Below are 13,120 nucleotides of genomic sequence, written 5' to 3'. Positions count from 1 at the left end.
CGCTATTGCTATACTTCGATGCTTCAGCGGGCCGTAGCCAGCGCCGCTTCCATCGGTTCTATTTCAAAGTGTTTGGGGTTCTTTACTTTTTCCGGGAACCTCACGTGATATTCAAACTCATCACGGAAATGACGTATCGCACTGGCTACAGGCCATGCAGCGGCATCTCCCAGAGGGCAGATCGTATTACCTTCTATCTTCTTGGCGACGTCAACCAGCAGATCGATGTCGTCCATGTGCCCATGACCATGCTCGATGCGATGAAGAACTTTCTCCATCCACCCTGTTCCTTCACGGCACGGACTGCATTGTCCGCAAGACTCATGGTGATAGAACCGGGTAAATGTCCACAGGTTCCTGACGATACAAGCTGTTTCATCCATCACGATGAAGCCACCTGATCCAAGCATCGTACCCGTAGCGAACCCACCGTCAGACAACGATTCATAGCTCATCAGGCGAGGCTCGCCCTTGGCTGTCTTCAATATCAGATTAGCAGGCAGGATCGGCACAGAAGAACCTCCGGCCACAACAGCCTTCAGCTTTCTTCCTTTCCAGATACCGCCGCAGTATTCGTCGGAATAAATAAATTCTTCTACTGGCAATCCCAGGTCGATTTCATAAACGCCGGGCTTGTTGATGTGACCGCTGGCAGAGATGAGTTTTGTTCCAGTGCTCTTGCCGATACCGATCTGGCTATACGCGTTGCCCGAATTATTGATGATCGGAACTACAGCACAGATCGTTTCCACGTTGTTTACCACGGTAGGGCTGGCATACAAGCCTGCAATAGCAGGGAAGGGTGGCTTTAACCTTGGGTTTCCACGCTTGCCTTCCAGCGATTCGAGCAATGCGGTCTCTTCGCCACATATGTAAGCACCGGCGCCAGGCTGAACATATAGTTCGAGTGAGTAGTCGGTGCCGAGAATGTTTTTACCAACAAATCCCGCCGCACGTGCCTCTTCAATGGCGCGTTCCAGTATGCGAATCACATACATGTATTCTCCGCGAACGTAGATATAGGAAGTCTTCGCGCCCAGCGCATAGCTGGAGGTGATCATACCTTCGATGAGCAGGTGAGGGATGCGCTCCATGAGATAGCGGTCCTTGAAAGTACCTGGCTCGCTTTCATCGGCATTGCATACCAGGTAGCGGGGCTTATCGGACTTTCTATCCAGGAAGCTCCATTTCATACCCGCGGGGAAGCCCGCACCACCACGACCGCGCACGCCTGAGGTTTTTACCTCTTCCGTGACCTGGTCAGGTGTCATGGTTTTCAACGCCTTCTCTACTGAAGCGTAACCGCCCTTGCTTCGATAAACGTCGAACGTTTCAATTCCGGGAACATTCTCATGTTCCAGTAATATTTTCTTTCCCATAGGATAAAACACACTTAGCGCCGGTGATCAATCACACGCGCGCACTTTTCATATAACTACTCCGTTGGCCGGAAGCACGAAGCTTGTCGACCAGCTCTTCAGCTTTTTCAGGGGTGAGGTTCTCGTAATATTCAGCGCCACACTGAAGCATGGGGGCCGTTCCACAGGAACCAAGGCACTCAACAGTTTTCAGGGTGAACATACCGTCTGCCGTTGTTTCGCCATTCTTTATGCCCAGCTTCTTTTCGAGGTGCTCAACGATATCGTCTGAACCGCGCAACCAGCATGGACCGGTCTGGCAAACTTCAATGAGACAATTACCAACGGGTTCAGTGTTGTACATAGAGTAGAACGTGGCTACCTCGTACACCTCAATCGGCTTGATGCTAAGCAATGATGCCACGTAATCCATCGTGGCAGGGCTAAGCCAACCGCCAAACTCCGATTGTGCCAGGTGCAACACGGGGAGCAGCGCTGACTTTTGCCGGCCTTCCGGGTAGCGTGCAATGATCCTGTTGACCAGCGCCAGGGTTTCAGTTGAGAATGTTGGCTTATCCGAGCTCATGTTCACTACTAATGTTTTCTTTCCTTCTATTTCGTTCGCCAGTTCTTTTGTCTCAGTCCTGGCTGTCGTCTGCTTTATTAACGCGGAGGCGTGGCTTAAAGCCGGCCTCACCCGTGGCCTATGCGTCGAGCTCGCCCGCGATTACATTCATGCTACTCATTGTCAGGATGGCATCCGAAAGCATCGATCCTTTGATGATTTCCGGATAGGCCTGATAGTAAATGAAGCATGGTCTGCGGAACTGAAGCCTGTATGGCGTTCTTCCGCCGTCGCTGATGAGATAGAATCCCAGCTCGCCGTTACCGCCCTCCACACAATGGTAAACCTCACCCTTCGGGATCTCGGTTTCGCCCATTACAATCTTGAAGTGGTAGATAAGTGCCTCCATATCGTTATACACTTCCTGCTTGGGAGGAAGGTAGAACTCGGGCACGTCGGCGTGGAAAGGACCCGCAGGCAGCTTGGCCATGGCCTGCTTGATAATGCTCAGACTTTGCCACATTTCTTCCTGGCGTACCATAAAGCGATCATAAACGTCGCCATTTGTGCCCACTGGAATGATAAAGTCAAAATCTTCGTATGATGAATACGGGCTCGCTACACGAACATCGTAATCGATGCCCGTAGCCCGCAGGTTGGGACCTGAGAAGCTGTAGCTCAATGCCCTTTCGGAATTAATTCCTCCGGCACCAATCGTCCGGTCCATAAAGATCCGGTTGCGCTTCAGCAGGTTTTCGAATTCTTTCAATACTTCAGGAAACTCCTTCAGGAACTTGTTGATCTTATCCCAGGCCTTTTGCGAGAAGTCACGCTCGAAGCCACCAATGCGTCCGATGTTCGTCGTGAGACGCGCCCCACAGATTTCCTCGTAGATTTCATATACAGCTTCGCGCTGCTGGAACATGTACACGAATCCTGTAAGCGCACCGGTATCAACACCGATAACAGCGTTACACACGAGGTGGTCAGTGATGCGGGCCAGCTCCATGATGATCACGCGCAGATATTGAACCCGCTTCGGTATTTCAGTGCCCAGCAACTTTTCAACCGTCATGTGCCAGCCGATGTTATTGATCGGCGACGAGCAATAATTAAGACGGTCCGTTATTGGCGTGATTTGATTGTAGGGCCTGCGCTCTGCAAGCTTTTCGAATGCGCGGTGGATATAGCCGATCGTCGGTTCTGCATTGACGATCACCTCACCGTCCATAGTGAGAACATTCTGAAAGATACCGTGCGTGGCAGGGTGGGTAGGGCCAAGGTTGAGCGTTGTATACTGCTTTTCTTCAGCTTCCGGTTTATCGATCAGTGATTCGTTTACGTTCATGGTCTTGAATTATCGTCCGAACATGTCGTCGTTTTTGTCGTCGCGGGTCTGGTCTTCGAGAGGGTACTCCTTGCGCATAGGGAAGATGATCATATCCTCCACATTCAGCACGCGCTTGAGGTTGGGATGGCCTTCGAATATGACTCCGTAAAAGTCGTACGTTTCACGCTCCAGCCAGTTTGCGCCGGCAAATATGGGCGTTATTGTTTCGGTGACAGGCTTTTCCTCAGGCAGATAGATCTTCAGTCGCAGGCGCTCGTTTGAATAGAGATTGTGGAGCTGATAAAAAACTGCGATCTGCTTCAGTTCGGGATAGTGAATACCGCCGAGGGTAGTGAGGTATTGGAAGCGGAGGTTGGGGTGATCGTACAGGAATCTGATGATTTCGACGATCTTCTCTTTTTTTAAAGTTACCGTTAGAAAGTTGTAAGGCGTTTCGACATGAAGAATCTCATCTTCATACTTCTCTTTCAATGTGGCGATTACTTTTTCCTGACTGGAGACTTCCATTTAGTGCTTCCCTTATTTAAATGAATGTGGCATTGTTACCCTCATCCATTATTCGATTCCATATTTGTTCAGCATAGCCTTGTACTCCGGCGACTCGCGGCGACGCAGCGATTCCGTTTCAACAAGGTGCTGAATCTTCATTACGCCGTCGATAATTTGTTCCGGCCTCGGAGGACATCCGGGCACATACACGTCGACAGGTATAATGCGATCGATACCCTGCAATACGCTATAGGTATCAAAAATTCCACCGCTGCAGGCACATGCTCCTACTGACAACACCCACCGGGGTTCTGCCATTTGCTCGTATACCTGACGCAGCACCGGGCCCATCTTCTTGGCAATGGTTCCCATCACCATAAGCAGGTCCGCCTGACGGGGTGAAAAGCTCAATCTTTCAGAGCCGAAACGTGCAAGATCATAATGGGCTCCCATGGTCGCCATGAACTCAATGCCGCAGCATGAGGTGGCAAAGGGGAGGGGCCATATGGAGTTCTTACGCGCCATGCCTACCACCTTCTCAAGGCTGGTAGCAAAAAATCCGGCGCCTTCAATGCCAGGCGGTTTTTCGCCTAATGTTACTCCCGATGTATTCGCTACAGTCTGCATAGATTCTCCTTTATATTATTCTTCCCAGTGAAGGGCACCCTTGCGTTTCAGGTAGAAAAAGCCCACCAGCAAAAGGCCCACGAAGACACTCATTTCTATAAAACCTGTACGTCCAAGGTCCTTGAAATTAACTGCCCAGGGATACATAAATATTACTTCCACATCGAACAACACAAACAATATGGCCACGAGGAAATACTTGATGTTGAACGGCGCACGCGCATTTCCTTTCGCCTCGATACCGCATTCAAACGTGTCATCTTTCACTTTCGACTTGCGCTTGGGACCGAATGCATGTGTCGCAATCATCGTCGTAGCTACAAATCCGAACGCCAGAACGAACATTATGGCGATCGGTGCATATTCGAGTAGTTGTGTATTTTCCATTCCTTGTTAGAACGCGCTAATTTCAGTTTTTCTTGGTGTAATCTCTATACGAAAACCAACATAATATTACGCATACGTTTGATTGCCGCTCACGTTTGCACCAGCTGATCGCTCCTGAAAATGCTAATCGGCTTTGCTGGTCGCTAATACCATTTTAATCTTATGGCGCGCACCTACCTGCATGACGTTTACCAGGTCCTGTACTGACAGTGTCGCCGCGGCGTGTAATACTACTGTGGGCTCCTTCAACCCTTCACATGCCTTAACCAATTCCTCGTCTAAATCGTTGACCGGAACAGGTCTTTTATTAATGTAATATTGTCTGTTTTCGGTAATTGTGACAACAATCGGCTGCTTGGACAAAGCCTGACTCGCGCTGGAACGCGGTAACAGAACCTTGATAACGTTTGGGTTGGTGATTGTTGAGATGATCAGAAAGAACAGAAGCAAAAAGAACATAATGTCGTTCAGTGACGACGTCGCTACCTCTGCCGCGAAATGATTTTTCCGCTTGATTTTCATTCTACAGGGCTTACGATGTAACGAATGAACTCCAATGAATCGCGTTGTACACGAAGTGTAAACTTAGAGATGAGCTGGTTCAGGATGTGATATGCCGCATAGGCACAAACACCCACGATCAGGCCCGCTCCACTGGTAACCATCTTTTCGTAAAGACCACCGGCGATAATACCGATGCTGATATTGTCTGTGAGGGAAATGCTGTAAAAGATGTTGATGATACCGGATATTGTACCGATAAAACCAAGCATGGGCGCCACGCCGGCGATGATGCCAAGGTAAGAGGTGTTCTTCTCCATTTCACCGACTTCGATGTTGGCGACAGACTCCATCATAGTTTCAATTTCTTTGATGGGTTTGCCGATGTATTGAAGTCCGGCGAGAAGAATTCTGCCTGTAGAAGTTTCATCCTTGTCGGCATAATGAAGTGCTCCGCGCACGTCACCGCCCTTGATCATGCGGATGATGTTGTCGAGAAAATCCTTCTGGCGTTTTGTTTTTTGACGCAGGTAGAGATACCGTTCAATGAAGATGTAGGTGGCAATGATCCAGAGAATAACAATTGGGATCATTACGGCGCCGCCCTTCATAACCAGGGTCAGAAGTGAGAGACCCTCCTGTGCTGAAGGCGTAACGGATACGGTGTCTTGAGCAATTTGAGCGAGTATGAGCATGTAATCGAAAAAATTGGAGTGTACAAAAAAACCTCCGCAATATTAGCAATTTTCCAATTACAGCTGCGATTCCTATTTTTGGGGCCATTTAAAGATGGCCAGGGCAGGAGCAACGTGCTTCAAAAGCGGTTGTTGAACTAATCAACGAACATGGGGAACCTTTAACAAAAACTCATGTTATTTCCGCCACGTTGCCCTGCTAGCCCCTGGACAGTCCTTTAATTCTATTTACCGGTAGATCCTTTTGGCTTCGGCGGCGGTGCCGTCAATGCCTTGATGGCTACAGTAGCTTTTTCATTCTTTGGATCGATCGCCAGTACCTTCTGATAAAAATCCTTCGCTGCAGAGTTTTGTCCCTTGAGGTAGCTGTAGTATCCCAGATACAGATAAGCCTCTGTCAGCATAGCGTTATCGTTCTTGCTCTTGCTGGCGGCCGTGCTAACCTTTTGAACAAGCTTCTCATAATAAGGCTTTGCCAAGCCATTTTCAGAAGTCGAATCCTGTGAAGCTTTGCTGCGCGCTGCCCACATGTCTACAACTGTCATGTTGGGCTGAAGTACACCGAGTGCAGCAAATGTCGAATCAGCTTTTACATAATCTTCAGCATAATACTGTGCACGCCCCAGGTTAAACAGGTCCTGAGAAGATGGTTTACGGTATTGAAACAGCTTTCTGTAGGAAGCCACCGACTCTGCATATTTCTTATTGGCAAAGTAAGTCTGTGCCATCGTCTCATGGATATTAGGCTGCTTATCTTCCATGGTCACACTCTTTTCGAATGCCTGCATGGCAAGAGAATCTTGTTTCAGTTTCAACAACACCTTACCATAGTAGTTGTAGTCAGCTGCCTCTATCGCTTCTGGTTTTTGCTTCGCCAGATATTGTTCGAAGGTGCTACGTGCTCCAACCGAATCCTTCGATTCATATTGTGACACACCGTAATACTTGAGGATCGTCGCGTTCGTACTGTCCTTTGATACTAGTTGCTTGAAGATGTCGTTTGCCTTTTTGAAGTCCTTTGCCATCAGATAGTAAAACGCCAGCTTAGACTGGTACTTCTCTGGTGACTCAGTCAAAGAGATAAACTTCTCATACGCCTTCACGGCATCTGTACCTTTCGACATTTGATAGTACAATTCGCCTTGCTCCTTGTATGCGAGCGCATAATTAGGGTCGATCGAAATGGCTTTTGAAAAAGATTCCTGAGCAGCATCGTAGTTCCTGGAGCGCAGATAAACTCTACCAACCTTGTAATGCGCAAGGGCATTCTTCTGGTCAAGGGCGGCAGCAGTTTCGTACGCTGACACGGCCTTTCCGCCGTCGTTCAGCTGAAGATATGCGTCACCCAGCAGAATAAATGTTTCAGGATTGTGGTCATCCTTTCCCTTTGCTGTTGTCAACAGTGTAACTGTTTCGGTGGCACGCTTGGGGTCAACCATGTAACCGCGCGCTACAGCTTGCATTACCTCTACATTCTTTGATTTCGTCATTGAAAGGGCCTTGTCGAAGTCAAGCTTCGCCTTGGCCGCATTTGCTTCGAGCATGGAGAGGTGACCCTTTCCAGCGATGTTTAGTGCATCCTTTGGATCAGCAGCTATACCCTTGTCAAAAGCTTGAAGTGCTTCCTGACGCTTATTCATCTTGAGCTGAAGCAAGCCCAGATTATAAAACACTGCAGGTGACGTTGGATATGTTGAAGCAGCCTTGGTAAGCACGTCAAGTGCTTTCTTGGATTGATCAATTTCTACGAGGTGCTTTGCCTCGGCAATTTCCGTTCCTTGCGCCACGGCAAATTCCGTTTGCCCGACCAGCAGGCTCGCCGCTACGAAACAGGCTAATCCGAATCTACTCTTCATCAGACTTCTTGTTTTCATGATTGTTTAGTTATCTACTAGTTGTTAAAGGTTGAATACTCTAGTCTTTAGTCCTTAGTCGTTAGTCCTGAGTTGTACATAGTACATAAAGTTGTGAGTACTTAAGTTTAGCTGTCGTATTGACTAGTTACTATCAATACTAATCACCAACTAAATACTCAGGACTCAGGACTAAATACTACTCCTATTCCGGACTAATACTTATCGGATCTCTATTAATCTCGACAATCCTTACAGGCATTGTTGCAGGTACCAGACCTGCTTTCAATACTACACGCTGACCTTTTTCGCCCGCAATGAAAGACATAAACCCACTTGCCAACCCACTCTTTGCTTCACGGCTGATCATGACCACGTCGCGCTTGAGCGGATAACGGCCCTGCGCGATATATGCCTGGTACGGTTGATAAGACCCCGAATCCTCAGAGATGCGAACAACCCTTACAGCATCCAGAAACTTATTTGCTGTAGAATCGTCGCGATCGCTGATCCAGCTAACATCTATCAAACCAAGTGCCTCCGGCTTCTTCGACACATAATCAATAACTTCGCTATTGCCCTTCAGTGCAAACCAGTTCTTCTGTAACGTGTCAAATCGAATTACAGAGTCCTTCAGATGGCGCAATATCCCGGAGTTTGGTTGGTCAAAGACAACTTCCATGCCAGCAGAGTTGCCTTTCTTTGGCGGATGGTTCCAGCCCCATGACTGGATCTCGCCGCTAAGTATTTTCTTCAGATCGCCCATTGAAATGGTCGTATCTCCATTGTTGTTGTTCACAATCAGGGCAATTGCGCTGGTTGCGACTTTTAATTGCCTTGGTTTGTATTGTTGTTTGGTGAGGATCTCCGCTTCTTCCGGAACAAGCTTTCGGCTTACGATGGTGGCCCGTGCGGAATCTTTCAGCATCAGGGCGATGGCTTCTTCCTCACTTGTGTAAATCACCCTGATGTGGGCGTTTGCGTAGATGCTTTCAAAGGCCGCAACCTCAGCTTCAATTAATGGCTTTAAAGCTTCGTCAACAGTGATCGTAATGTTTCCGGACGTGGGTGTGTCACTTGGTTTGCTGCTCTTGCCCGAACAGGCAGCGAGAAAAATGATACCGAGCAATACAATCAATAATCTGTTCATTGATAATTCTTGAAACTGTTATAGCCCCGATATGCGCCGTAAGCAATTAAGACAATGCCCAACGGTATAGTGTACTGAGTAGGGATGCGCAACGAACTGCCAGCCTTAATCAGCAATGCAATGCCAGCGCCGATATAAATGACAGCCATGGCCAACCCAAGATATTTCATGTTGGTTTTGAAAAATCGTCACGCCACAACCGATGTTTGATTGTAGCGTGACGATATGTATGATAACTTCTGAACGCTTGCAGTCGAACGACTGCTTAGGTAGCAAGCTTAAACTTAACAGGAAGAACAAAGCGTGACTTTACAGCCTTACCGTTTTGCTTACCTGGCTTCCAGGGAGGCATCATGCCTACCACACGGACAGCTTCCTTATCGCACTCTGCGCTGATACCTTTTACTATCTGAATGTCGCTGATCGCACCCGCTCTGTCTACAACAAAGCTTACGAATACAGATCCTTCAACACCCATACGACGAGCAATAGCAGGATACTTCACGTTTTTCTGAAGGAATTTCACAAGGGCTTCCATGCCACCAGGAAATTCCGCCTGCTGTTCAACTACTGTAAAGACCACGTCTTCGTCAACTTCTTCTTTAGCTACTTCTGCAACAGGTTCATCGAATACTACTTCGCCTGTACCTTCAACTGTTTCTGCGCCGACGTCGTTTTGCTTGATCTCTTCGATAGTTGGCATCTCTTCTTCTTCAACGATTTCCTTATCTGTTACCTTCGGAGGAAGGAACTTGATAACCGTCTTCACCGGCGGAGGAATGTTGATTTGCGGAGGAGGAGGAGTGTTCTGAATTGGCGGAGGAGGCGCCAGGTCCGTGTATTTCACGGTCTTGGTTTCCGTTACCACTTCTTCATCCTGACCTTTTAAGAACTCCGCGATGTAAGGAGAAGCGAATACCAACACGAACAAGCTAAAGGTAAAGACTGCTCCAAGTACAACGTGCTTGGAGTAGGACCTGCGCAGAAAATACGCGCCATACGCTTTGTTGCGGTCTTCGAAGACAATGTCTTCCCACTTCTTGTTGTCTACTGCTGCACTCATAAATTGGATTCTTTAACTAAATCTTCATCTGCAGTCGTGATTTTCACGAGTGCAAAACGTTTCATACTCGTAATAGTCATCTCGTCAAGAATGTCGACAAGATTCTTGTATTTCGACTCCTTACCAGGTTTGATCAGAATAATCATGCCAGGGATCTCTTTGTCCTTGCTGGTGAGAATCTTGCGAATGCCATCTTTTGAGAAATTCGTAAGCTCCACTTTGGGGTCAGTAATACCCACATACCAATAAATCTTATCCTGTGGGCCAAGAATAAGGGTCACAACTTTCTTCTCGTTTACTTCCGGCGGTTTATCGCCTTCTTTTTCTTTCTCAGGCATGGTCAATTCCATGGTCTGAGGCTTATTCAGGGTGGTTGTAAGAATGAAGAAGGTGAGAAGAAGGAACGCCAAGTCCACCATTGGTGTCATGTCAATCTTTGTAGACGACTTTTTGACACGGACTTTGCCATCCTTACTACCACCGCCACCGCCTTGTGAAATTTCTGCCATGTTTTTACTTGTTAATGGTTATTCACCAAGTTATTAGTGTGCGGGTTCCGCCGCTGCAGCGCCGGTGCCGGCTTGTTCCATGTTGGTAATCAGGTTGAAACGGTTAATCCTGTTGTCAACCAGAGTGTTCATTACCTTCTCAACTGTCGGATAGTCTGCATTTCCATCGCCCTTGATTGCGATACGCAATTGCGGGTTTGTTGTACGTGCGAAAATTACCCAATCCTTAAGTTGATTGTTGAGTGAATCTACTGGAATGCCAGGCTGATTCACCTCTTTCCTCTTTTCCGGGGGAAGGTTGATGAACTCCTGAAGGTTCCCGATAGGGAGCCCGAAGCTTGACATTACGCCAAAACGTGCAGCATCCTGTTCAGAGAACTGAATACCATAGCGTTCACCCACCTTCTTGAGTAACTCCTGACGGTGAAATTTTCCATCCATGCTGAAGAACACCCGCCCGTCGTTCGAAATAGTGAGGAGCAATATGTTCGTTTCAGGAATCTTAATTTCAGATGCTGACGATGGCGTGTTTACCGTGACGGGTTCGTCAGGTACAGCCGTGGCCGTGAGCATAAAGAATGTTACCAGCAAGAAGCCAAGGTCCACCATGGGAGTCATATCCAATGAAGGAGTAGTCCGGTGCATTTTTATCTTTCCCATATTCTGAACTTTGTCTTTATAGTCAAATCAGTTTCAATCAATGACTACGCGGATCAATGATGACCTTTCTGCGTAGCAGTGAAGTTTTGTACGATGCTATATCCAGCTTCGTCAATACCGTAAGTCAATTCGTCAATTCTGCTTGTAAAGAAGTTGTAGAAAATGATGGCCAGAGCTGAAGTACCGATACCAAGAGCTGTGTTGATCAAGGCTTCAGAGATACCGTTAGCAAGACCTACTGAGTCAGGAGCACCAGCTTGTGCAAGACCGGCAAACGCCTTGATCATACCCAATACTGTACCCAACAGACCAATAAGAGTTGCAATAGAAGCGATCGTCGCGAGGATAACGAGGTTCTTTTCGAGCATAGGCATCTCGAGAGAAGTAGTTTCTTCGATGTCCTTCTGAACCATAGCGATTTTTTTCTCAGGCTCGATAGTGTTGTTGTTTACGAGCTCAGTGTATTTGCTAAGACCAGCTTTCACAACGTTAGCTACTGAACCTTTTTGCTTGTCGCACTCAGCAATAGCCTGAGAGATGTTACCAGAAGATACGAGTGAACGGATGCGTTGCACAAATACCTTGATGTTGCCTTTGCCTTTAGCGCGGCTGATAGTGATAATACGTTCGATTGCAAAAGTGAGCGTCATCAGCAGGAGACCGATAGCCAGCGGTACCAGATAACCACCTTTATAGAAGATTCCGAAATAGTCGCCTTCCAGTGGGTGGTTTTCAGGGTCGCCACCAACGAAGTGCGAAGGATCTCCAAGCACAAATTTCCAAACGATAAATCCGATAATAAGCTCGATCAGGATGACCGATGCCGCGAAGCCGGATTTGAGGCTTTCGCCCAAGGATGAAGAAGAAGAAGCTGCTGATGAAGTTGAAGTTTTCATACTTGAAAGGTTGAATGTTAAGGTTTCTACTTGTTTTTGGTTAAAAGTACATTTTCAATTCGGATAAAACTACCCATTCAACTTGTCCTTGGACAAGCATTAAATGTAGGAGCGGTGAAAAAGTCACAGCACCTCAGATAATTTTTTTAATGTTAAGCATTTCGCGTCATTATTATTGGCCGTTGATCATCAATCGACAGTCCCAACAACGCAGAGACACTCATTATATATGTCATTGTGTTCCTGCTACACATTAAGCGGCACAGGAAACAGATAATTACTTTTGCTCTGGTGGAATGTGAAATTTAAATCAAATCCTCTTCTCTGCCAGCACCCGTGAAATCATTTGGAACGACATCAACGCAGATGCTGAACTCATCTACTAAGGAGCATTGATCGTCGTATTCGTATAAATTGTGTTATACAATTGTTGCGTGCCTGTTAAAATAACAACACCCGCATCCGCAACATGCGGAGACTTCAATATCGAATCAAGAGAGAAAATGAGGGAAGGCTGGGCTTGTGAGATTTGTTTGACAAAAGACGTGCACACTGCATCAAGTCCCCTAATCAGAATGAGATCGTTATTTGTCTCACTTACCGAACAGGCGCTGTTTGCATGGCTGTCTACTATCCGAACATCCGCAAATGAAAATGAGACGATAAAAGCCAACAACAAGGCATCGAGCAGAAGCCCGCCAATACGCCTGGTATTGTCTTTTTCTTTTCTCATAGGAAGCGCAATGTAAATCAAAATTTCTTTGAATGTAAATGAAAATTTTTCAGAAAAAGGGTGTTCCGGTATAAAATAGGTCAAATCCGGGAAGCGTCGCAATTATTGTAATGAGGCACACCAAAGGCTCCTATTGCATTGATCTCGCATTTTGGTGGCCGGATTTAATCCACTCATAAATCGAAAACAGATATTCATCAAACGCGACCCGGAAGGCAGTCTTGTTTTTGACAGACGAGTTTGCTGACGACTGGCGGTAATTGAGGCGGCAGATATCCGCAGG

At 47.1% G+C, this 13,120-nt stretch carries 16 protein-coding genes; all 16 read right to left on the bottom strand.

Translation table 11 applies throughout. The annotated features are described in order from the left end of the window. Positions 1–23 precede the first annotated feature (23 nt). Positions 24–1,379 carry an NADH-quinone oxidoreductase subunit NuoF gene (nuoF, locus tag WBG78_RS19960; RefSeq protein ID WP_337328243.1) on the bottom strand — a complete coding sequence of 452 codons (1,356 nt, stop codon included), beginning with the start codon at positions 1,377–1,379 and terminating at the stop codon, positions 24–26. Between the two features lie 31 nt (positions 1,380–1,410). Continuing rightward, a complete protein-coding gene (gene nuoE, locus WBG78_RS19955; RefSeq protein WP_337328242.1) occupies positions 1,411–1,944 on the bottom strand; it encodes an NADH-quinone oxidoreductase subunit NuoE in 534 nt (177 codons plus the stop codon). Positions 1,945–2,062: 118 nt separating this feature from the next. Then, positions 2,063–3,271, bottom strand: coding sequence for an NADH dehydrogenase (quinone) subunit D (nuoD, locus tag WBG78_RS19950; protein ID WP_337328241.1), 1,209 nt, complete (start codon positions 3,269–3,271; stop codon positions 2,063–2,065). Between the two features lie 9 nt (positions 3,272–3,280). Continuing rightward, a complete protein-coding gene (locus WBG78_RS19945) occupies positions 3,281–3,781 on the bottom strand; it encodes an NADH-quinone oxidoreductase subunit C (protein ID WP_337328240.1) in 501 nt (166 codons plus the stop codon). 48 nt (positions 3,782–3,829) lie between these two features. Continuing rightward, positions 3,830–4,390 carry an NADH-quinone oxidoreductase subunit B gene (locus WBG78_RS19940; RefSeq protein ID WP_337328239.1) on the bottom strand — a complete coding sequence of 187 codons (561 nt, stop codon included), beginning with the start codon at positions 4,388–4,390 and terminating at the stop codon, positions 3,830–3,832. 15 nt (positions 4,391–4,405) lie between these two features. After that, a complete protein-coding gene (locus WBG78_RS19935) occupies positions 4,406–4,777 on the bottom strand; it encodes an NADH-quinone oxidoreductase subunit A (protein ID WP_337328238.1) in 372 nt (123 codons plus the stop codon). A gap of 123 nt (positions 4,778–4,900) precedes the next feature. Beyond that, positions 4,901–5,299, bottom strand: a complete 399-nt coding sequence (locus WBG78_RS19930) for an ExbD/TolR family protein (RefSeq protein WP_337328237.1) — start codon at positions 5,297–5,299, stop codon at positions 4,901–4,903. Continuing rightward, the gene (locus WBG78_RS19925; RefSeq protein ID WP_337328236.1) at positions 5,296–5,973 is read right to left on the bottom strand and encodes a MotA/TolQ/ExbB proton channel family protein; all 678 of its coding nucleotides are present in this window, start codon (positions 5,971–5,973) and stop codon (positions 5,296–5,298) included. The genes WBG78_RS19930 and WBG78_RS19925 overlap by 4 nt, the downstream gene beginning before the upstream one ends. 224 nt (positions 5,974–6,197) lie before the next feature. Beyond that, complete coding sequence (locus WBG78_RS19920; RefSeq protein ID WP_337328235.1) at positions 6,198–7,847, bottom strand: tetratricopeptide repeat protein; 1,650 nt, start codon at positions 7,845–7,847, stop codon at positions 6,198–6,200. Between the two features lie 184 nt (positions 7,848–8,031). After that, positions 8,032–8,976: a PstS family phosphate ABC transporter substrate-binding protein gene (locus tag WBG78_RS19915; protein ID WP_337328234.1), complete on the bottom strand. Its 945-nt coding sequence runs from the start codon at positions 8,974–8,976 to the stop codon at positions 8,032–8,034. Continuing rightward, the gene (locus WBG78_RS19910; protein ID WP_337328233.1) at positions 8,973–9,146 is read right to left on the bottom strand and encodes a hypothetical protein; all 174 of its coding nucleotides are present in this window, start codon (positions 9,144–9,146) and stop codon (positions 8,973–8,975) included. The genes WBG78_RS19915 and WBG78_RS19910 overlap by 4 nt, the downstream gene beginning before the upstream one ends. Before the next feature lie 95 nt (positions 9,147–9,241). Further along, a complete protein-coding gene (locus tag WBG78_RS19905) occupies positions 9,242–10,039 on the bottom strand; it encodes an energy transducer TonB (protein ID WP_337328232.1) in 798 nt (265 codons plus the stop codon). Further along, complete coding sequence (locus tag WBG78_RS19900; RefSeq protein WP_337328231.1) at positions 10,036–10,548, bottom strand: ExbD/TolR family protein; 513 nt, start codon at positions 10,546–10,548, stop codon at positions 10,036–10,038. The genes WBG78_RS19905 and WBG78_RS19900 overlap by 4 nt, the downstream gene beginning before the upstream one ends. A 33-nt stretch (positions 10,549–10,581) precedes the next feature. Continuing rightward, complete coding sequence (locus WBG78_RS19895; protein WP_337328230.1) at positions 10,582–11,208, bottom strand: ExbD/TolR family protein; 627 nt, start codon at positions 11,206–11,208, stop codon at positions 10,582–10,584. Positions 11,209–11,261: 53 nt separating this feature from the next. Then, entirely contained in the window at positions 11,262–12,104 is an 843-nt protein-coding gene (locus tag WBG78_RS19890) for a MotA/TolQ/ExbB proton channel family protein (protein ID WP_337328229.1), read from the bottom strand. Between the two features lie 382 nt (positions 12,105–12,486). Then, the gene (locus WBG78_RS19885; RefSeq protein WP_337328228.1) at positions 12,487–12,939 is read right to left on the bottom strand and encodes a hypothetical protein; all 453 of its coding nucleotides are present in this window, start codon (positions 12,937–12,939) and stop codon (positions 12,487–12,489) included. Positions 12,940–13,120: the final 181 nt, after the last annotated feature.

Source organism: Chryseolinea sp. T2 (assembly GCF_037203685.1).
Taxonomy (GTDB): domain Bacteria; phylum Bacteroidota; class Bacteroidia; order Cytophagales; family Cyclobacteriaceae; genus Chryseolinea.
The sequence above is the reverse complement of the archived record's forward strand: the minus strand, read 5'-3'. Positions and strand labels throughout refer to the sequence as shown.